Origin of the sequence: Glycocaulis sp., from assembly GCF_051859565.1 — a bacterium.
Lineage (GTDB): Bacteria > Pseudomonadota > Alphaproteobacteria > Caulobacterales > Maricaulaceae > Glycocaulis.
In genome coordinates, this window is record NZ_JBHYFK010000001.1 from 492,283 (window position 1) to 512,398 (window position 20,116).

22 protein-coding genes are annotated in these 20,116 nt (G+C 63.2%); 14 read left to right on the forward strand and 8 right to left on the reverse strand.

Going from position 1 to position 20,116, the window contains the following annotated elements; genetic code table 11:
* Nucleotides 1-2 precede the first annotated feature (2 nt).
* From ACTIGC_RS02370 to ACTIGC_RS02415, 10 genes are all read left to right on the forward strand, one after another.
* Complete coding sequence (locus ACTIGC_RS02370) at nucleotides 3-1,130, forward strand: class I SAM-dependent methyltransferase (protein WP_439632886.1); 1,128 nt, start codon at nucleotides 3-5, stop codon at nucleotides 1,128-1,130.
* Nucleotides 1,131-1,242: 112 nt separating this feature from the next.
* Complete coding sequence (locus tag ACTIGC_RS02375; protein WP_439632887.1) at nucleotides 1,243-2,175, forward strand: ribose-phosphate pyrophosphokinase; 933 nt, start codon at nucleotides 1,243-1,245, stop codon at nucleotides 2,173-2,175.
* Between the two features lie 154 nt (nucleotides 2,176-2,329).
* The gene (locus ACTIGC_RS02380; RefSeq protein WP_439632888.1) at nucleotides 2,330-2,965 is read left to right on the forward strand and encodes a 50S ribosomal protein L25/general stress protein Ctc; all 636 of its coding nucleotides are present in this window, start codon (nucleotides 2,330-2,332) and stop codon (nucleotides 2,963-2,965) included.
* 126 nt (nucleotides 2,966-3,091) lie between these two features.
* Nucleotides 3,092-3,691, forward strand: a complete 600-nt coding sequence (gene pth / locus ACTIGC_RS02385) for an aminoacyl-tRNA hydrolase (protein WP_439632889.1) — start codon at nucleotides 3,092-3,094, stop codon at nucleotides 3,689-3,691.
* Nucleotides 3,692-3,731: 40 nt separating this feature from the next.
* Nucleotides 3,732-4,307, forward strand: a complete 576-nt coding sequence (locus ACTIGC_RS02390; protein ID WP_439632890.1) for a hypothetical protein — start codon at nucleotides 3,732-3,734, stop codon at nucleotides 4,305-4,307.
* Between the two features lie 38 nt (nucleotides 4,308-4,345).
* The gene (locus ACTIGC_RS02395) at nucleotides 4,346-4,597 is read left to right on the forward strand and encodes a type II toxin-antitoxin system VapB family antitoxin (protein ID WP_439632891.1); all 252 of its coding nucleotides are present in this window, start codon (nucleotides 4,346-4,348) and stop codon (nucleotides 4,595-4,597) included.
* On the forward strand, nucleotides 4,594-4,983 hold the full coding sequence (locus ACTIGC_RS02400) for a type II toxin-antitoxin system VapC family toxin (protein WP_439632892.1): 390 nt from the start codon (nucleotides 4,594-4,596) through the stop codon (nucleotides 4,981-4,983). Before ACTIGC_RS02395 ends, ACTIGC_RS02400 begins: the two co-directional genes overlap by 4 nt.
* A gap of 85 nt (nucleotides 4,984-5,068) precedes the next feature.
* Nucleotides 5,069-6,166, forward strand: a complete 1,098-nt coding sequence (ychF, locus tag ACTIGC_RS02405) for a redox-regulated ATPase YchF (protein ID WP_439632893.1) — start codon at nucleotides 5,069-5,071, stop codon at nucleotides 6,164-6,166.
* 65 nt (nucleotides 6,167-6,231) lie between these two features.
* On the forward strand, nucleotides 6,232-7,104 hold the full coding sequence (locus tag ACTIGC_RS02410; RefSeq protein WP_439632894.1) for an enoyl-CoA hydratase-related protein: 873 nt from the start codon (nucleotides 6,232-6,234) through the stop codon (nucleotides 7,102-7,104).
* A 6-nt stretch (nucleotides 7,105-7,110) separates the two neighbouring features.
* On the forward strand, nucleotides 7,111-7,317 hold the full coding sequence (locus tag ACTIGC_RS02415; protein WP_439632895.1) for a hypothetical protein: 207 nt from the start codon (nucleotides 7,111-7,113) through the stop codon (nucleotides 7,315-7,317).
* A 7-nt stretch (nucleotides 7,318-7,324) separates the two neighbouring features.
* On the opposite strand, the gene ACTIGC_RS02420 is transcribed toward ACTIGC_RS02415, so the two are convergent.
* Complete coding sequence (locus ACTIGC_RS02420; RefSeq protein ID WP_439632896.1) at nucleotides 7,325-8,338, reverse strand: calcium/sodium antiporter; 1,014 nt, start codon at nucleotides 8,336-8,338, stop codon at nucleotides 7,325-7,327.
* Here ACTIGC_RS02420 and ACTIGC_RS02425 point away from each other — a divergent pair.
* The 3 genes from ACTIGC_RS02425 to ACTIGC_RS02435 all read left to right on the forward strand — a co-directional run bounded on the left by ACTIGC_RS02425 (nucleotide 8,337) and on the right by ACTIGC_RS02435 (nucleotide 9,446).
* Nucleotides 8,337-8,489 carry a hypothetical protein gene (locus ACTIGC_RS02425; protein ID WP_439632897.1) on the forward strand — a complete coding sequence of 51 codons (153 nt, stop codon included), beginning with the start codon at nucleotides 8,337-8,339 and terminating at the stop codon, nucleotides 8,487-8,489. The genes ACTIGC_RS02420 and ACTIGC_RS02425 overlap by 2 nt on opposite strands.
* A 174-nt stretch (nucleotides 8,490-8,663) precedes the next feature.
* On the forward strand, nucleotides 8,664-8,984 hold the full coding sequence (locus ACTIGC_RS02430) for a hypothetical protein (protein WP_439632898.1): 321 nt from the start codon (nucleotides 8,664-8,666) through the stop codon (nucleotides 8,982-8,984).
* Nucleotides 8,985-9,131: 147 nt separating this feature from the next.
* A complete protein-coding gene (locus ACTIGC_RS02435) occupies nucleotides 9,132-9,446 on the forward strand; it encodes a hypothetical protein (RefSeq protein WP_439632899.1) in 315 nt (104 codons plus the stop codon).
* A gap of 97 nt (nucleotides 9,447-9,543) precedes the next feature.
* On the opposite strand, the gene ACTIGC_RS02440 is transcribed toward ACTIGC_RS02435, so the two are convergent.
* The 7 genes from ACTIGC_RS02440 to ACTIGC_RS02470 all read right to left on the reverse strand — a co-directional run bounded on the left by ACTIGC_RS02440 (nucleotide 9,544) and on the right by ACTIGC_RS02470 (nucleotide 18,405).
* A complete protein-coding gene (locus ACTIGC_RS02440) occupies nucleotides 9,544-9,672 on the reverse strand; it encodes an entericidin A/B family lipoprotein (protein WP_127565430.1) in 129 nt (42 codons plus the stop codon).
* Between the two features lie 96 nt (nucleotides 9,673-9,768).
* Nucleotides 9,769-9,897, reverse strand: a complete 129-nt coding sequence (locus tag ACTIGC_RS02445) for an entericidin A/B family lipoprotein (protein ID WP_439632900.1) — start codon at nucleotides 9,895-9,897, stop codon at nucleotides 9,769-9,771.
* Between the two features lie 94 nt (nucleotides 9,898-9,991).
* Entirely contained in the window at nucleotides 9,992-10,123 is a 132-nt protein-coding gene (locus ACTIGC_RS02450) for an entericidin EcnAB (RefSeq protein WP_127565432.1), read from the reverse strand.
* Between the two features lie 147 nt (nucleotides 10,124-10,270).
* Nucleotides 10,271-12,358 (reverse strand): M13 family metallopeptidase, encoded by a 2,088-nt coding sequence (locus tag ACTIGC_RS02455; RefSeq protein ID WP_439632901.1) that lies wholly within the window; start codon nucleotides 12,356-12,358, stop codon nucleotides 10,271-10,273.
* 131 nt (nucleotides 12,359-12,489) lie between these two features.
* Nucleotides 12,490-15,699, reverse strand: coding sequence for an efflux RND transporter permease subunit (locus ACTIGC_RS02460; protein ID WP_439632902.1), 3,210 nt, complete (start codon nucleotides 15,697-15,699; stop codon nucleotides 12,490-12,492).
* 24 nt (nucleotides 15,700-15,723) lie between these two features.
* Nucleotides 15,724-17,007: an efflux RND transporter periplasmic adaptor subunit gene (locus tag ACTIGC_RS02465; protein ID WP_439632903.1), complete on the reverse strand. Its 1,284-nt coding sequence runs from the start codon at nucleotides 17,005-17,007 to the stop codon at nucleotides 15,724-15,726.
* A gap of 27 nt (nucleotides 17,008-17,034) precedes the next feature.
* Nucleotides 17,035-18,405, reverse strand: coding sequence for an efflux transporter outer membrane subunit (locus tag ACTIGC_RS02470; RefSeq protein WP_439632904.1), 1,371 nt, complete (start codon nucleotides 18,403-18,405; stop codon nucleotides 17,035-17,037).
* A 190-nt stretch (nucleotides 18,406-18,595) separates the two neighbouring features.
* On the opposite strand from ACTIGC_RS02470, the gene ACTIGC_RS02475 reads away from it, so the two are divergent.
* On the forward strand, nucleotides 18,596-20,023 hold the full coding sequence (locus ACTIGC_RS02475) for a sensor histidine kinase (RefSeq protein ID WP_439632905.1): 1,428 nt from the start codon (nucleotides 18,596-18,598) through the stop codon (nucleotides 20,021-20,023).
* Nucleotides 20,024-20,116: the final 93 nt, after the last annotated feature.

The following is a 20,116-nucleotide window of genomic DNA, read 5'->3' on the forward strand; positions in this document are numbered from 1 at the left end:
CGGTGACTGAAGCGGACGAGTTCAACCCGGCGGCGCGCATCGCGGCAAACTTGCGCGCGCGCATGGCCTCGCAAGGGCCGTTGCCGGTCTCCGTCTTCATGATGGAGGCGCTCTTTGACCCGATGGCAGGCTACTATGCCACGCGCGACCCTATCGGGGCTGGCAATGATTTCATCACCGCGCCGGAAATCAGCCAGATGTTCGGCGAGCTTCTGGGCCTGTGGGCCGCGCAATGCTGGCAGGACATGGGCAGCCCGGAGAGCCTTGTTCTGGCCGAGCTGGGTCCCGGCAAGGGCACGATGATGGCCGACATGCTGCGCGCTGCGCGGGCTGTGCCGGGCTTTGCCGATGCCCTGAAAGTCAGCCTGGTCGAAGCCAGCGCCGCGCTGAAAATGGTGCAAGGCCAGACGCTGGCTAGGGCGGGCGTGCCGGTGGGGTGGGCCAAGAGCCTTGAAACCATTCCGGCAGGCCCGGCCATCATTTTCGGCAATGAGTTTCTCGACTGCCTGCCTGTGCGTCAGGCCGTGCGGGTGGACGGCCAGTGGCGGGAGCGCTGCGTGACGCTGCACCCTGATGATGAGAGCCGGTTCGCCTTCGTCACCGGGCCGGTCATTGCTGAGGATGACCCCTTCATCCCTGAGGCTTTGCGCGACAGCCCGGACGGCACGCTGGTCGAGCTGCGCCCCGGTGATGCGCAAGTTGTGGACGCACTTGCTGCGCGTTTCTCAGACCATCCCGGCCATGCCCTGTTTATTGATTACGGCCCGTCCCTGTCCGAGCCCGGCGATACGCTGCAGGCGATACGGGAGCACCAGAAAGTGGACCCGCTGGATGCGCCCGGCACGGCGGACCTGACCGCGCGGGTGGATTTTGACACGCTGGCGCAGCGCGCCCGTGCCGCAGGGCTGGATGTGTATGGTCCGGTGGAGCAGGGTGCGTTCCTGAAAAGTCTGGGCATGGAGCAGCGCGCCGCCGCGCTCGCGGCATCCCGGCCAGACCAGCGCGGCGTGATCGCCCGCCAGCTTCACCGGCTGACGGCGGGCGAGGAGATGGGCGTTCTGTTCAAGGTGATAGCCCTTAGTGCGCCGGGCATGCCCGCCCCGCCCGGTCTGGAGCCGTTCACCGGATAATCCGTGTACGGGATATGGCCTGCGGTGCACAAACACGGCTGCGGCGCTTTCGATACGCCCAACTGTCTGCTATGAGCGCGCCCATCACGGCCAGCGCGAGGGGAAGCTTTCGATGAAACTGATGAGCGGCAACGCCAACCGGCCCCTGGCCAAGGCAATCGCCAATTATCTCGACGCTCCGCTCTCCAATGTCGAGATCGAAACCTTCGCCGATGGCGAGCTCTTCGTGCGCATCGAGGAGAACATGCGCGGCGAGGACGTTTTCCTCATCCAGTCGACCTCCAAGCCCGCCAATGACCATCTGATGGAGCTGCTGATCTGCATGGACGCGCTCAAACGCGCCAGCGCCCGGCGGATCACGGCGGTCATCCCCTATTTCGGCTATGCAAGACAGGATCGCAAAACCGGCGGACGCACGCCGATCACCGCCAAGCTGGTCGCCAATCTGATCGCCAAGGCGGGTGCCGACCGCGTGCTGACGCTGGATCTGCATGCCGGGCAGATACAGGGCTTTTTCGACATTCCGACGGATAATCTCTTCACCACGCCGGTCTTCGAGCAGGATATCCGCAGGCATTACGATGCATCAGACCTGATGATCGTCTCGCCGGACGTTGGCGGTGTGGTGCGTGCCCGCGCGCTCGCCCAGCGCCTGGGCGCCGACATCGCCATCGTCGACAAGCGCCGCCCCAAGGCGGGCGAGAGCGAGGTGATGAATATTATCGGTGATGTGGCGGGCCGACGCTGCATCATCTTTGATGACATCATCGATAGCGGCGGAACGCTCTGCAATGCCGCTGCCGCCCTGAAGGACCATGGCGCTGCCGAGGTGTCCGCCTACATCACGCACGGCGTGCTCTCGGGCAAGGCCACCAGCCGGATCACGGATTCGGTGCTCAAGGAGCTGGTGGTGACCGATTCCATTGATGTTACCGACAAGGCCGCCGTCTGCGCCAAGGTGCGCGCCGTCTCCATCGCGCCGCTTCTGGCCGAGGCGATCCGGCGTATCGCCAACGAGGAAAGCGTCTCCAAGCTGTTTGACTAGCGGTTGCCAGCAAGAGGGCAGGGTCAACAAGACTCACTGCGCCCTGTTGCACGGCGTGCAAAAACCGGCTAATAGCCCGCGCTCGCTTGAGCGCCGCCCGCTTCCAGGCGGCGAACGCGTTTGAAACCAGAATTTACCACAGGGACCGGACCCCATGAGTGATATTGTTGTTTCCGTTGAGGTGCGTGAGCGCACCGGCACTGGTGGCGCCCGTGAAGCGCGCCGCTCCGGCCTGGTTCCCGGTGTCCTTTACGGTGGTACCCGCGGCGCTGTGTCGATCAGCGTAAAGCGCAACGAGCTGGTGAAAGCCATCAATACCGGCAAGCTGATTGCCCAGATGGTCGACCTCGAGCACAAGGGCGAGCGCCAGCCGGTGATCGCGCGCGACATCCAGTTCCATCCCGTTACTGACGAGCCGGTCCATATCGATTTCTACCGTGTGGAAGAAAACTCCGTCATCACGCTGAACGTGCCGGTGCACTTCATCAATGATGAGAAAGCTCCGGGCATCAAGCGCGGCGGCGTTCTCAACATCGTGCGCCACGACATCGAAGTGCGCTGCAAGGCGGGCAATATTCCCAGCGAGATCGTGGTCGACCTTTCCGGCTATGACATTGGCGATTCCATCCACATCTCCAGCGTTACGCTGCCTGAGGGTGTGAAGCCGGTGATCACCAATCGCGACTTCACCATCGCGACGCTGCAAGGCTCGCGCGCTGTCATTGAAGACGGTGTCGAAGGCGAAGATGCCGATACGGGCGCTGATGAGGACGAGGGCGACGAGGACTAGTCGCCTTTGCGCTGGCCGCTGCGTGCGGCCGGGCGTCTTATACTTTTTGAAAAGGCGGCGCGGGATGACCTGCAGCCGCCTTTTTCATGACCGGCCCGTGCCGGACAGGCTCGCAAGGGGCATGACATGCTGATCATTGCCGGTCTGGGCAATCCCGAAAGCAAATATCTGAAAAACCGCCATAATGCGGGCTTCATGACGCTTGACGGAATTGCGTCCACGCACGGCTTCGGGCCGTGGCGGGAAAAGTTTCAGGCTGCGATCAGCGAAGGCCTGGTCCAGACGATTGCCGGGCCGAAAAAGACCCTGCTGATGAAGCCTCTGACTTATTATAACAATTCCGGCCTCGCCGTGCGCGCGGCAGCCGATTTCTACCGCGTCGGCCCGGAGGCGGTGACGGTCTTCCATGATGAGCTGGACCTGGCACCGGGCAAGTTCCGCCTGAAGGCTGGCGGCGGGCATGGTGGCAATAATGGCATCCGCTCGATTGCCTCCCATATCGGCCCGGATTTCCGGCGTGGGCGCATCGGCATTGGCCATCCCGGTGACAAGAACATGGTCACCAATTATGTGCTCTCCGATTTTCCAAAAGCCGATGCCGTCTGGTTCGACGCGCTGACCGACGCCGTCGCCCGCAGCTTCCCGCTGTTGGCAGGCGGAGAGTTTGATGCCTTCCAGACCCGCGTCACCCATCTTGCCCCCGCTCCGGGCGCCGCGGACGAGTAACACGCTTTGTCGCGCGCCTTCGCGGCGCTAGACTGCGCCCATGAGCCTTGCTGCGATCATCCTCGCCCTCACGCTTCAACCCGCGCCGGCCGTGGAGCCGGGCGCCGTGCCCGAACGGGCGCTGCCCTATATCCATGAGGCGGGAGGTTTCGCCCTTACCCTGCCTGCAGGCTGGCGGTATCTGCCGCTGGAGGATGGATCAGGCATCGCATTGCTCCACGAGGGGCTGGACGCCCGCATTGAGGCCTTCGCGGTGGCGGTGGAGCCATCCGGTGTGCCGGGCCTGCCCGATGACACGCTTGATGCGCTGATCCTGCGTCTCGATGGGCCGGGATTCCGGCGCGGCGCCCATGTCCGTGTGCCGCTGGTGGTGACAGGAGCAACCGCCTCCGACCGCCAACAGGCTGGTGATGTGGAAGCCCTCTCCTATATGGGCGGTGATGCAGGCCGGCGCTGGACGGGTGTCGCCACCACGCGCTGCGGCGCCGACATCATGCTGACGCTGGAGGCGGAGGCGGAGGCTTTTCAGGCAGTGCAGCCGGTCTTCGACGGCGTTCGCGCCAGCTGGGGGCTTCTTCTAGCTGGCGGAGACGAGTTTCCCTGCGGCGGGCGTTAGGCTGGCCAGGCAACCTGATATGAGATATAGGTTGCCTCATGACGCTGAGCATCAAGGATCCCCAAACCGATGCCCTGGCCCGCAAGCTCGCCGAGCTTAAAGGCCAGACGATCACCGATGCCGTGCGGGCTGCGCTGGAGGCTGAGATCGCGCGCGCCGAGAGGGGCGAGACAGCCCGTCAGGACCGCATCCGGGCACTGGTGGAGCGCGTCGCGGCCGGGATGGAGGGCAGCGGTCACTCGCTGGATCATGGCGACCTCCTCTATGACGAGATCGGCCTGCCGAAATGATCGTGGACGCTTCCGCGATCCTCGCCATTGTCCTGCGCGAGCCTGAGGGGCCTCAATTCCTCGACCAGATCATCGCTGAGCCAAGACCAAAAATGTCCGTCATCAACTGGATGGAAGTCGCCATCCGGGTGGAGCGTCAGGGCGTGCCTGACAGCGTGGTGGCATTCGACAGCCTTGTGGAGGAGCTGGGCCTTGAGCTGATCCCGGCTAACGCCGAACAGGGCCTGATCGCCCGCCAAGCCTACCGGCTCTACGGAAAAGGGTCAGGTCATCCTGCCCAGCTCAATCTGGGTGACTGCTTCGCCTATGCGCTGGCGGCCAGCACCGGCGAACCTTTATTGTTCAAGGGCGGGGATTTCGCGCACACAGACGTGATGCGCGCCTGACAACATCCGCTCCATTGACGCTTGCCCCCCACGCGTCTAACCCCACGCCAGCTTTGTGAAACCTTATATCTGACAGGGGCCATCCATGGGCTTCAAATGCGGTATTGTCGGCCTGCCTAACGTAGGCAAATCGACGCTTTTCAACGCGCTCACCCAGACCGCCGCCGCGCAGGCGGCGAACTATCCATTCTGCACGATCGAGCCCAATGTCGGCGATGTCGCGGTGCCTGAGCCGCGCCTTGAAAAGCTCGCCAGCATTGCCGGTTCGGCCAATATCATTCCGGCGCGGATGAGCTTTGTGGATATTGCAGGCTTGGTGAAAGGCGCCAGTCAGGGCGAGGGCCTTGGCAACCAGTTTCTCGCCAATATCCGCGAGGTGGACGCCGTCGTTTACGTGCTGCGCTGCTTTGTCGATGATGATGTGACCCACGTGGCTGGCAAGGTCGATCCGCTGGCTGATTTCGAGACCGTCGAGACCGAGCTGATGCTCGCCGACATGGAAAGCCTCGAAAAGCGCCGCGCCAACGTGGAAAAGAAGGCCAAGTCCGGCGATAAGGACGCCAAGGCACAAGTGGCGCTTATCGACCTGGCGCTGGACAAGCTGCGCGAGGGCCAGCCAGCCCGCTTTGCCGAGGTGCCTGACGATCAGCGCCGCGAATGGCGCATGCTCCAGCTTCTCACGTCCAAGCCCGTGCTCTTCATCGCCAATGTGGATGAGGAGAGCGCGGCCACCGGCAATGAGATGAGCCGGGCGGTGGAAAAGCGCGCCGCCGAGGAAGGCGCGGTCTGCGTGACCATCTCTGCCAAGATCGAGGCAGAGCTCGCGCTGCTGGACGCCGACGAGCGCGCCGAATACCTGGAATCGCTGGGGCTTTCCGAGCCGGGCCTCAACCGGCTGATCCACGCCGGTTACACACTGCTGGACCTGCAGACCTATTTCACTGTCGGCCCGAAAGAGGCGCGCGCCTGGACCATCCGCAAGGGCTGGAAGGCTCCGCGCGCGGCGGGCGTGATCCATGGCGATTTTGAAAAGGGCTTCATCCGCGCAGAAACCATCGCTTTTGACGATTATGTTGCGCTGAATGGCGAAGCAGGGGCCCGTGAAGCGGGCAAGCTGCGCCAGGAAGGCAAGGAGTATGTGGTCCAGGACGGCGATGTGATGCTGTTCAAGTTCAACGTTTAAGGGGTGGCGTTGACCGGCTTGTGCGCTAGCCTGACGGGAAAACATCGACCCGCCGGGGAGCATCCATGAGCTATTCCACGATTACCTACGCGGTTGCAGACCATATCGCGCTCATCACGCTGAACCGGCCGGAGGCGATGAACGCCTTCACCCATGAAATGGGCCGCGAACTCGTCGCCGCGTTTGACCAGAGTGATGCCGACCCGGACGTGCGCTGCGTGATCGTGACAGGCGCGGGCAGGGCATTCTGCGCGGGCGCTGACCTCTCCACCGGCGCGGAGACGTTCAACGCTGTCGCGCAGGCGGCGGCCAGCGGCGAGTTTGACGAGACCGATCCGAAATGGCGCGATTCCGGCGGCGTGCTGAACCTGCGCATCTTCAACTCCGCCAAGCCGGTTGTCGGGGCCATCAATGGCTCTGCGGTAGGTATCGGCGCGACCATGATCCTGCCGATGGACATCCGCATTGCCGCGACGGGCGCGAAAATGGCCTATCCCTTCACCAAGCGCGGTATTGCCTGGGACGGCTGTGCGAGCTGGTTCCTGCCGCGCGTGGTGGGTATCGAGACGGCGCTGGACTGGGGTCTGACGGGCCGCACTTTTCTGAGCGAGGAAGCGCTGGAGAAGAGGCTGGTGAGCGAGCTGGCACCGGCAGACAAGGTGCTCGAGCGCGCCTATGAGCGCGCGCGGCTGATCGTGGAGACGGCCGCGCCTGTTTCTGTCTCGATGAACCGCTATCTGGCCTGGCAGATGCTCGCCGCCACGCACCCGATGGAAGCGCACCGGCTGGAAAGCCGGGCAATATTGCGCCGGGGCATGAGCGAGGACGCGCGCGAAGGCGTGATGAGTTTTCTGGAGAAGCGCCCACCTGCCTTCCCCGGCCAGATGCCCGATGACCTGCCGCCGGGCTGGCCCTACAAGTCTGAACCGGAGTATTGAACCGTCATGGCTAATGAACCAAGGCCCTCAACCGGCATCAGCTTGCGCCAGCTCTTTATCTGGGCGATTCCCTTTGATCTGGGGCTCGTGGGCCTCCTCATCGTCATTCTGATGGGCTGGGAATTATGGACCGGGATCGGTCTGGTCATTGCGGGTGCGCTGGGCACGGTCATGCTCATCGGCCAGCACTACAAGATCGGCCCCGACAGCTGACGCCAGATCAGGCAATACCCATCGTGAAATACAGCAGGGCAGCCAGATAGGCGCCATAGGCAAGCAGCAGGACCGCCCCGGTCATGCGCCCGAGCGGTTTGCGCGAGAACACCAGCAGGGTGATGAAGATCGCGCTGGCGAGAAACACCCAGAGATCAAGCCGGAAGAAGCTGGGGTCGATGGCTACGCCGCCGGAGAACCCGCCTGCAGCAAGCCCGGTAATGCCGCCCACGGCGAAGATGTTGAAGATGTTGGAGCCGATGACATTGCCGATGGCCATGTCGGCCTGACGGCGCACGGCAGCGACGACAGAGGTCGCCAGCTCCGGCAGCGAGGTGCCGATGGCCAGCAGGGTCAAGCCGACCACTGCCTCAGAGACACCGAGCGTAACGGCAAGGCTCGCGCCGCCTTCAACGATCAGATTGGCCCCGATGGGCAAGGCAACCAGGCCGACAATCAAGCTGAAACCGATTCCGAGCGCCGACCTGGGCAGGCCCTCCATGGAGTCCACGCCGGTCAGTTCGGCCACCATCGGATCTTCACGTGACCCCATGGCCACGAAGCCGAGATAGACAATGTAGGCGATGATCATCGCGGCCAGTATGGCGCCTTCAAGCAGGCTGAGCGCGCCGGGCGCATTGGCTTCCCAGTCCCAGCACAGCGCGATGAAGAGCAAGGATGCGGCCAGCGCGATCAGCGCATTGGTACGCACGCCTTTTGCCGTTGTGCCCATAGCGGCAATCAGGGCGGGCAGACCGAGCACCAGGAATACATTGGCGATATTGGAGCCGACAATATTGCCAACGGCCAGGCCTGGAGAGCCGGCAAGCGCGGCAAAAACGCTGACCACCATTTCCGGCGCGCTCGTGCCGAACGCGACGATGGTCAGGCCGATCAGCAGAGAGGGCACGCCCGTGCGCTTGGCGACCGCCGTGGCGCCCCGCACCAGATAGTCGCCGCCAAACAGTATGATGATGATGCCGATGACCAGCAGCAGGACATCAAGGAGGGTGGCGGACATGGACGCTCCGGTGCCGGGGGCTGGTCGTCAGGCTCTAGTCGAGGCGCTTGAACTCGATCAGGTTGAAAAGCGCGAAAAGGCCAAAGCAAAGGCCAAGGGCGATGAGGGCTGCCATGAGGTCTGCTCCATTCTTGTTGTGCTGGGCCCGTGAAGGACCACACGAAACTGGCTGATGGTGTCTATAGCGTGCGTTGCATACCCGCACCAGTACGCCTTGCCGCAATTTTCCGATTTGGGTTGACTCCATCGCAGGGCTGTTAACCATACGGGCATGGCCTGCCATGAGGCAGGTCAGCACAATTACAGACCAGTCGGGGAGGAAATCATGAAAATGTTTGCAGCAGGCCTGGTGGCCGCTCTGGGGATGGCCGGTATCGCGCTGGCGAACGGACCTGCAGGGCAGGTCTACGAAAGCACCGAAACGGAGTCGGGCCACAGCTACACCTCCACCTTCCATGCTGATGGCCGCTTTACCAACGACATGGGCAATGAGGGGCACTGGACCTACGAAGATGGCGAGCTGTGCATCATCGTGGGTGAATCATCGCTCTGTAATCCGTTCGAGCCGTCCGAAGTCGGTGAGAGTGTAACGACGGATCAGTGGCGCGCTGACGGGGTGGAGATAACCATCACCCGGATCGAGTAGAACTCTACAGGGCAGCAATCTGGAAGGGCCCGTTGTCTTGGCAGGCGACGGGTTCTTTTATGTTTGGTAAGGTGCGTAAGGCGGGTTGATAGGCGGCACGAGGGGATGACTGCCGCCAGCCCGGTGATGCTGAGGGAGTCACTCAAAATGAATCGTCTGTTTCTTCGTCCGTTTTCTGCGTCGATGACGCTGGCACTATCCGCGATCCTTGCGCCGATCCTTCTGGTGAGTTTTGCGCTGTTCCAGCCTTCATGGCTTCTTGTGGTGCAAGACGCGTCCGGCGTCGTTTACCGCTTCATCACCAGCACCGATCTGCCGCCGACCTACCGCGCTGCCTTGCGCCAGTGGACGAGTGAGCCGCAGTTCACGCTGGTGTTCTTCACGATCATCGCGCGCGTCATTATCGCGCTCTTCGCAACTTCCTTCACCATTGCGGTGCGTCCGCTCATGCGCCGTGACTAGGTTGCAGGCTCTTCCCGGATGACCAGACAGAAACAAGGGCGGCTCCGTAGGGGCCGCCCTCGTTCGTAAGGAGCAAGAAAACCCAGAGGCGCAGATTTTAGTCCGCCGCGTCCTCGATGGCTTCGCCGGTCCGCTGGATGTCCTGTCCCGCACCCTGCACGGTGTTGCAGGCGGCGAGGGCGAACATCATGACGGCAACACTAAGAATCTGAAGGGTCTCACGCATCGGAATTCTCCTGTCTTCATCCGGCATTTCATGCCGTGGTGACGGGTTAACGCGCGATCTCGAGTTTGGCTCCCTTCGCTGACGACTCTTTCAAAATCAGGTAGTGAGATCCTCAAGCGCCTCGCCGGTGCGGGTAATGTCGCGGCCAACACCCTGAATGGTATTGCAGGCCGAAAGACCCAGAGCGAGCATGGACAGGGCCGCTGCCATAATCATCCGTTTCATTCCGATATCTCCATGTTGACGGCCGCAACCGGCCAAGGGCCACTTTACCCGATCCTTATACGCCCGGCGCGCCGTTTTGGTCTCACCGCGGCCGCTATTGCGTGATGTCGTCAAGGAACTCGCCGACGCGGGTGATATCGCGGCCAACGCCCTGAATCGTGTTGCAGCCCGTCAGGGCGAGCAGCAGCGCTCCGGCAAGCAGTGTAGATGCAAGCGCTCTCGTCATGGCTTTGATTCCCGGAAAAAACACGTCCCTTGTGCCGTTTTGCCTGCCGATGGTGGACAAAAGGCTAACGCGCCGCCTGCCGGCCAATAGCAAAACGCCCGGCCGCAGCGGGCCGGGCGTCTGCCAGTGTCAGATCGTGCTCTGGAACTACCAGATGCGTACGCGCTCTTCTGGCGGCAGGTAGAGCTCATGCTCTTCGGTGACGCCGAACGCCTCGTACCAGGCGTCCAGATTGCGCACCACGCCGTTCACCCGGTACATGCCGGGCGAATGCGGGCCGGTGGCCAGCTGGGCGCGCAGCGCATCATCACGGAACAGGGTCCGCCAGACCTGTGCCCAGGCCAGGAAGAAGCGCTGGTCGCCGGTATAGCCGTCGATCACCGGAGCTTCGCCATCGGGATAGTGCTCGGCGGCGTAGGCACGGTAGGCCTCATACGCCATCTGCATGCCGCCCAGATCGCCGATATTCTCGCCCAGCGCGACGCGGCCGTTCACACACTCGTCCGGGAAGGGGCAGAAGCCGTTATACTGCTCCACCAGGCGGTCAGACCGCTCCACGAACCGCGAATTGGTTTCCTCGGTCCACCAGTCGCGAATGCGGCCCTCGGCATCGAAGCGGCGGCCGTTATCGTCAAAGCCGTGGCCGATCTCGTGACCGATAACCGCCCCGATAGCCCCGTAATTCATGGCCGGGTCGGCATTCATGTCAAAGAAGGGTGCCTGCAGAATGCCCGCCGGGAAGGTGATCTGGTTCATCAGCGGATTGTAGCTGGCATTGACGATTTGCGGCGGCCAGCTCCACAGGCGGCGGTCAACCGGGTCCGGGAACCGGCGCAGCTGTTCTGCCCAGGCGAATTCCGACAGGCGCATCCGGTTGCCGAAATAGTCGTCAGCCCGGATTTCGAGGCCATCATATTCGTTCCAGACTTCCGGATAGCCGATGCGCGGTTCAAACGTCGACAGCTTGGTCAACGCCTGCGCGCGGGTTTCCTCATCCATCCACTCAAGACGTTCAAGACGGCCCTGGAAGCCTTCCACCAGGTTCTGGATCAGCTCGTCCATCTGACGGCTGGCCTCTGGCGGGAAGTGACGCTCGACATAGACCTGCCCGACCGGGTGGCCGAGGGCGCCATTGACCAGCTGCACACCGCGCAGCTCGCGCGTACGCTGCTCTTCGGTTCCGCTCAGCGTGCGGCTGTAGAAGTCGAAATTGGCCTGATCAAAGGCTGACGGCAGCCAGGATGCCCGGCTCGAAATGAAGTGAAAGCTTAGCCAGGCTTGCAGAAGCTCGACATCCGTCTGCGCCATGAGGGCGCCCGCATCGGTGATGGCGCTTGGCTGGGCTACCACGATCTCGCCTTCTGCCGGCAGACCGCGGTCTTCCAGCGCCGCTTGCAGGTTCAGCTCCGGTGCCAGTGCGATGAAGTCTTCAACGCTCATCCGGTTATTGGTCAGCGTGACATCGCGTGAGTCTTCGCGGGTCCAGTGAGCCTCAGCCAGCGCCGTTTCCAGGTCGAGGATCTGCTGGGCGCGCATCTCGCCGTCAGGCATGCCTGCAAGCTCGAAAATCTGCGCGATATAGGCGCGGTAGGCGTCGCGGTATTCCGGGAAGCGGCCGGTATCGAGCAGGTAATAGTCACGGCTCGGCAGGGCGAGGCCCGACTGGCCGGACCGCATGATGTAGGCGTCCGGGTTTTCCGGATCCGGACTGATCGATACCCAGTAGGGCGCATGATAGTCGCGCCGGGCCATCAGGGCGGCAATGTCCTCGAAGCTTTCGGCTGCCGCAATCGTATCAAGATAAGGCTGGGCCGGTTCCAGGCCGCGCGCCTCGATGGCGTCCGCATTCATCCAGCTGGCATAAAGATCGCCGATCAGCTGCTCGTTGGAGCCGGCAGGGCCGCCGCGCTCGCCAGCTTCCAGCACGATGGCCTGAACCTGCTGTTCGACTTCCAGCGACAGCATGTCAAACACGCCATAGCGGGCGCGGTCTGACGGGATTTCGGTGGTCTCGGCCCACACCCCGTTGGCATAGGCAAAGAAGTCATCGCCCGGCGCCACATCGGTGTTCATGCCGGCCGTGTCAAAGCCGAACGTGCCAAAACGCGGCTCGCCGGCAACTTCGGTGGTTTCGGCAACGGCTGCATCCTCGGCGCCGTCGCTGCTGACCGTGCCTTGCGTGTCGCACGCCATAAGAACGGCCACGCAGCACCCTGCTAGCAGAAAATGTCTCATCTCAGTCTCCCCTTCGGATGCGGCAACGTGATGACCGCTCCGTCTCAAAACTGGTGGAAAACTAGGCCCCACCAATAAAAATGGCCATGGCGGGACGCAGTGTCTGCGCCCCGCCATGGCGGATTTCAGGCCTATTCGGCCGGATGTTCGAGCTGACCGATATCGATATCGGTGCCGCTGGTATCGCCTTCATAGCCTGAGCCGATGCCGGGCCGCTTCTCTCCGGTCCACAAGGACAGAACCGTACGCTTGATATCGACGCCGATGGCGTAGAGCGCAGGCACCATGAAGAGGGTGAGGAACAGGGCGAACACCACCGCAAACCCGAGTGAAACCACCATGGGCTTGAGGAATTGCGCGGCCGTGGATCGCTCCGCGATCATCGGCAGAACGCCGATAAACGTGGTCACGGTCGTAAGCAGGATGGGCCGGAACCGCTGAACCCCCGCATCGACGAGCGCCTGGAATGCGCCGACACCGCGTTCGCGCAGCCGGTTCACGAAATCCACCAGAACCAGGTTGTCGTTGATGACGATGCCTGCTGCTGCCCCCACACCAAACATGGAGAACAGGGCAAACGGCACACCCAGTATCATGTGGCCGAAGACCGCACCCGCAAAGGCGAAGGGTATGGCAGTCATGATGAGCAAGGGCTGGGCGTAGGAGCGGAAAGCAACCGCCAGCAGGACATACATCATGCCGATCATCACGATCTGCAGGATGACAATCTCGCCCAGAAACTCCGCCTCGCCTTCGGCCTGCCCGATGGCACCTACCGACACGCCCGGATAGCGTTCCCGCCACGCCGGGAAGAACTCCTCGGTGATCTGGCGGCGGATGGCACGTGCGGCATCAGGGTCACTGACCTCCGCACTGACCCGTACCGTACGCTGGCGTTCGCGGCGCTGGATCCGGTTGATGCCCGGGGCAAACTCTGCATCCGCCACGGCCGCCAGGGGAATCTCACGGCCATCAGGTGTGCGGATGCGCAGCTGGTTGATGGCATCAAGGCTCTCGCGGGCATCGCGGGGATAGCGCACCATCACCCTGACATCTTCACCACCGCGCGGCAGACGCTGCACTTCCTGGCCGTAGAAGGCCTGGCGGACCTGCTGGGTCACATCGACGAGCGTCAGCCCCAGAGCCTGTGCGTCAGGCCGCAATGTCAGACGCAGTTCATCGGCGGAGGTCTGCAGATTGTCGACGACGTCATAGGTAGCCGGGAAGCCGCGCAGCGCTTCTTTCAGCTCGTCGGCAGCAGCGCGTAAAACGTCGATATCAGGATGGTTGATGGCAAAATCGATCGCCGGTCCAACCTCGTTGAGTGTCGCGTCGAAGCGGATTTCCTCTGCATCCGGGACGGCACCCAGCTCGTCACGCAGGCGCTGGGCAATGTCGGCGGAGGGCAACCGTCCGGGACGCGCTTCGGGCGGAGCAAGACTGATCCATGCCCGGATCTGTCCTTGCGTGGCCAGCGTGGAACGGTTGCGGATGACGTCTATCTCCCCGGGAAATTCTTCCCGGTAGGCGTTCTGGACCACAGTCTGCGCCGCCTCCAGCCGTTCGCGGATCTCATCGGTGCGCTGCCAGGGTGTGCCTTCGGCAAGCTGTATATTCACCTGAATGAGGTCGCTTTCGATCTCCGGCATGAAGCGGAACGGCAGCCGACCCGTATTCATCAGCACAATCGCCAGCGCGAACAGGCCGATGAATACCGCAAATGTCGCATAGCGATGGCGCAGGGACAGCGCCAGGAACGGTCCGTAGGCATGGCGGGAGAACCAGACCAGGCTGTCAGCAATCTTCGCCTGGAAGCGGATGAAATAGCCGGAAACGCCTTTGGGTTCCTGCGGCTTGATATGCGCCAGGTGCGCAGGCAGGATCAGGAAGGCTTCGATGAGCGAGAAGGTCAGCGCCGCGATCACCACCAGCGATATCTGCCGGGTGAACTGCACTTCCGGTCCGGACAGCATCATCCAGGGCGCGAAGGCCATCATCGAGGTGATGACCGCGAACACGACCGGCTTGGCCACCATCTGGACGCCAACTACGGCTGCGGTCAGGCCTTCCTCGCCGCGCTCCACCCGGTTGTGGATATTCTCCCCGACAATGATTGCGTCGTCGACGATAACCCCGATCACGATGAGGAACGCAAACAGCGACAGGAAGTTCAGTGTCACGCCAATGAGTGGCAGCAGCATGAACGCGCCGGCAAAGGCCGTGGCGATGCCGATCGTCACCCAGAAAGCCACGATGGGGCGCAGGAACAGGATCAGAATGACCAGTACGAGCGCGAGACCGAGCAGGGCCGAGCTGCCGATGACGTTCAGCTGCGAGTTGAACTGGTCGGCCCCGTCCCACCATTCCGAGATGGTGACAGTTTCCGGCAGGTCGCGCTGCTTGCGCTCTATGTAGGCCGACAGCTGGCGGGACACATTGATCACGTCCGAATTGCCGGTCGACATCAGCGTGATCAGCACCATCGGCTCGCCGTTGAAGGTCGCCTGGAAGGGGCGGTCCTCAAGACCGTCAATGACAGTGGCGATATCGCGCACGCGGATGATGCCGCCGCCGGGGGTCTGGCGCACGACAATATTGCCGAACTCATCAGCGGTATCTGCCAGCTGGCGTGCGGCAAAGCGCACATCGCCCAGATCGGTGCGCACCGAACCCGCAGACAGGTTGAGCGAGCTGGTGGAGATGGCCCGTGACAGCTCGGCAATCGTGATGCCGTAGCGGCGCATGTTCTCCTCGGAAATCTCAATCGAGACTTCTTCGGGCAGCCGTGCCTGGGTATTGACCGAGGCGATTTCGGGAATGGCCGCGCTCAGCTCGTTGCGGATTTCGCGGGCTATGCGTTGCAGCTCGCGCCGGTCAATATTGCCGTGGATGGCGATACCGGCGACCTGACTGCGCGACTGCCATTGCGTCACGCGCGGCTGGAAGGCGTCAATGGGCAGGTTGTTGATGGAGTCCACCTGCAGCTTGACCGCGTCGAGGAACTCCTTGGGATCAACGGTGCTATTGCCCTCGATATTGACCCATCCACTGCCCTCGACTGCGGTGGCTGTCACGCGGCGCACACCATCGACCGCCGTGATGGCTTCCTCGACGCGCAGGATGATCTGTTCCTCGATCTCTTGCGGCGAGGCACCCGGCCAGGCCACCGATACCGTGGCGCCGGCAAACGATGCAGCGGGGTTTTCGTCCCGCTGGATCTGCGAGTAGCCGATAAAGCCGCCCACAAGGGCGATAATCATCAGAAGGTTTGCGGCAATGGAATTGCCCGCCCACCAGGCCAGCAGGCCGCCGTGGGGTTTTTCGTCTGGACGTTCAACCATGGTTCAGATCCTCGGCAGCTGCCTCTAGTCGGCGCTGGCTACAGACGCATTGGCGTCCGGGTTGGCGGTTTGCGGCTCACCGGCTTCGGCAGCAGCGGGCTCGACGGTTTCGGTGCCGGGGAAGATCGGCTCGCCATCGCTGTCGAGTGCCCGGATGCGCATGCCATCGGCAGCGCCGCGCAGCGGTGATGTGACAACAAACTCACCTGCCTCGACACCGCTGGCGACGACCAGTCTTTGCGGGCTGCTTTCAACAATTTCCACCGTCCTGACAGACAGCGTCCCGTCGGGGCGGGCCACCAGCACCTGGTCTGCGCCGCGCAGGGCGCTGCGCGGAAGGGTGATGGCGGTCTCCAGCGAGCGGCCCGGCACGCGTGCTTCGACAAACAGCCCCATGGCAAGAGGCGCGCCGGTAGCTTCGGCGGCTGCACCAAACGGATCCGCGACCTCTGCAATGGCGTAGAGCGTGCGCGTTTGCGGATCGATGCTGCTATCGGTGCGCACGATGCGGCCCTCCCATTCACGCCACGCACCGGCCAGATTGGCGCCGAGCGTCACAACAGGCGCCGCTTCGAAGCTGTCGGCGCGGAACGCGACCGGAATACCGGCCCGGCCAAGCTCGCTGTCGGTAAAGGGCAGGCGTACCTGGGCGGTGTCGGTGGAGAATATCTCCCCGATCCGGGCACCCGGACCCACATACTGGCCGAGATCAGCCAGTTTCTCGCGGACACGTCCGTTGAACGGAGCCGTAATGCGGGTGCGTGCAAGTGCCAGCCGGGCTTCGCGCAAAGATGCCTCCGCGCCGGCCAGCTGCGCGCGCGCATCAGCCAGTTGAGGCTGACGCAGCGTCAGGGCCGACGCATCGCCTTCCCCGATAGCGCCCCATTCCTCCGCCGCAAGCTCGGCCTCGGCTTCCTCGCGGACGAGGGCTTGCCGGCGCTGGGTCACAAGCGCTTCGGCGCGGGTCACTGCCAGACGGTAATCCTCATCTTCGAGGCGCACCAGCACGTCGCCCTCTTCAAAGAAACCGCCTTGCGTGAAGTTCGGGTTCACATAGGCGATCCGCCCGGAGACCTGAGCGACAAGCCCGATCTGCGTGACGGGTGAAACCTCGCCCTGCGTGCTGACGAGCAGGCGGACAGGGCTCTGCACCGCTTCAGCGACGAAGACCGCAGCAGGCCGGGGGACCGGCGTCTCGCGCTCGGGACGCGGCTGGGTTGCACCCAGTATGACGAACAAGGCGATGAACGCGGCGATAATCAGCATCGGCAAGCCGATAAGCAGGAAGCGTCCGGTAGTTTTTGACATGACCAACCTCTTGAAGACGTATTCTTTTTATTGTTCTGACGGGATAAGTGCGGCCGGGGCGCTGAACGGTCCGGCAATGGCAAGATGCAAGGCGATACGGTTGTCGATGCGCTCGCGCCGGGCCGTTATCAGCTGGCCTTCGGCCTGTATCAGCCGGGTTTGCGCATCAATAAGCTCGAAAATGGTGCCGACACCGCTCGCATACTGACGCTCGACGAGTTCGAGAGCGGCCTGCGCCTCTTCCCTGGCGGTTTCTAGTGCAGCAACGCGGTCCGCCAGCAGGCTGTCGGCGGTCAGGGCGTTCTCCACCTCGCGCAGGGCGGTAAGGCTGGTATTGACGTAGCTGGCGGCCTGCGCGCGGGCCAGAGCGGCGGCGCGGTCGCGTTCGGCGCGCAGCGCGCCTGCCCGGAATATCGGCGCAGTGATCGATGCCGTCAGGCTTTCCACCAGCGTGGAAGGCGAAAACAGGTCGGAAATCTCCGTCGTCTGGCCGGAATACGAGCCGATCAGCGATAGGGACGGGTAAAGCGCCTTGCGCGCTGCTTCGGCAGAAAATCCGGCAGCCGCCAGCCGGAACTCGGCAGCGACCACGTCGGGCCTGCGGCTGATCAGCTCCCCGGGTGTCCCCGGCGCAGGCAGCGCGGCGAGCATTGGCAGCTCCGCTCCCGGCGTGACAGAACCATCCGGGTAGGCTCCCAGAAGCGTCTGCAGGCCGCGGGCCGTCTGGCTTTCTGCGCGCTGGCGGATGGAGAGCGTGGCTTGCGAGCTGGCGAGCGCAGATCGCGCCGTGCGCACGTCCGAAGAACGCACCACGCCGCGCACGAAGCGCCGCTCGACGATATCGAGCTGACGCTGGCGGGTGGCGACGTCGCGTTCGGACAGCTCCCGCTGCAACCGGGCTTCGGTCAGCGCGAACCAGGTGCTGGCCACGCTGGCGGCAATGGAAAGCTCCGCGCCGGCATAGTCTGCTTCGGCGGCCTCGGCGCTCAGCGCACTGGCGCGGGCGAGGTTCGATATCCGGCCCCACACATCAGCCTGCCAGCTGACATCAATTCCTGCCGAGTATACCTCGCCTGCAGGACGGGTGACGGCTGTGGTGCCGAAATCCACCGAAGGCAGGCGCGGCGCCTGGCCGGCGCGTGCCGAAGCTCTGGCGGCTTCTGTATTGGCGCGCGCCGCTGCGAGATCCGGGTTGTTGGCCAGTGCCGTGCCGATAAGGCCGGGCAGAGCCCCGTCGCCCAGTGCGGTTACCCAGTCGGGCTCCTGCGGTCCATGCGCTGCGGGCGCACTGACATAGGTGTCCGGCAGGGCGAGATCCGGGGCGGCAGAGAGGTGCGGCGTGCCTGCGCACGCCACGACGATCAATGAGGAGGAGAGTATGAGGCTATACCGGAGCACCCCGGATTCCTTCTTTTCGTGGTGGTTCAAGATGGGGGCACCCTACTGGCGACTATGCGAATGTCAACAAAAGTTTATCGAAAAACGCTAAAAATATCTCGAATTACAGAAAATTCATCTTGTGGCCGCTATCCCGACTTTCACGCCGCGGCCACATTGAGTCGTCAAAAACCCGTGCTAAGACCGGCAGATGACCAGCGAGAACCCCACCGTCAGAACGCGCACCACGCCGGACCGCCCGCGCCGCCGTGACATCGTCATTACGGCGCTGCTTGCACTTGTGGTTCTGCTGGTTTTGCTGGTTGGCGGTGTGCTGGCGCCCGGCGCCTGGCTGGCCGCATCGCTGGCCTTCTCGGCCCTGGCCTTCATCTACTTTCTGACGGCAGTGACGCGAGCCGCGCCCAAACCATCCGCGCAGATCGCCCGTCCGGTGGTTTCCAGCGAGTTGGAAACGGCCAGCGCCATGCTGGAGAAAATCGCTGTTCCGGTTCTGCTGATCGGTCCGGGTGGGCGTATCGAGCGGGCGAACCCGGCTGCGCGCGCCTTTCTTGCCCTGGGCGCTGAAGGCGGGCTGTTATCGACGTCCTTGCGTCAGCCGCGCGTGCTTGAAGCGGTCAGTGCGGCGTTGCGCGGGGAACGCGGCACGGTTGTCGAGTATGCGAGCCTTGCGCCGATAGAAAGCCATGTGCGCGCCTTCGTGGAGCCGCTGCGCATGCCCGTAGCCGGTCCCATGCCGTGGCGTGCCATGCTGGTTCTCGCCGATGAAACCTCGTCTAAGCGGGCAGAGCGCATGCGCGCGGACTTCCTCGCCAATGCCAGTCATGAATTGCGCACCCCTCTGGCCTCCCTGTCCGGCTTTATCGATACGTTGCGCGGGCCTGCCCGTGACGACGAGGAGGCACGGGACCGCTTCCTGACGATCATGCGCGAGCAGACTGACCGCATGCGCCGCCTGATTGATGACCTGCTTTCGCTCAGCCGCGTTGAAATGAACGAGCATCTGCCGCCCTCGGGCGAGGCAGATCTCGGCGCTATTGTCCGTGATGTCGTTGACAGTCTCCGGCCCATGGCTGATGCGCGTTCCATCAGGTTGGAGCTCTCACTGCCCGAAGCGCCAGCAAAAGTGACCGGCGACCGCGACCAGGTTTACGAGGTCGTAGAAAATCTGGTTGAGAACGCGATCAAATACTCGCCAGAGGGCGCCGTCGTTACCATCGAGGCCCTGGACAACTGCGCGCGTGATGTTGCCGAACACACGCCCGAAAGACTGGCCCCGCAGAGCGCCCGCCTGCTGCTGGCTGGTCCGCCCTTTGATCCGCGCCAGCGCTATGGCGTCTTGCGTGTTCGCGATAACGGCGCTGGCATTGACCGGCGTTACCTGCCCCGCCTGTCCGAGCGTTTTTACAGGGTCGACGGGCAGAAGAGCGGCCCGACGGCCGGAACCGGGCTGGGTCTGGCCATCGTCAAGCATATCATTACCCGTCACCGGGGCGGCTTCAGTGTCGAAAGCGCGACAGGCGTCGGCTCGGCCTTCTCGGTGTTCCTGCCCAAGCCAGCCGAGGCCAGCGCGCCTCGGCCTGTCCCGGCAGCCTCGGTGCTGGGGGCGGAGACGGAGTAATCCCCCGGACGGACCCCGCCTTGTCGCAAAACTGTAACGTGACCGTCATATTTGGGTGATCGATCGGCGCCAGTTTGCGCCGCTAACCGGCGA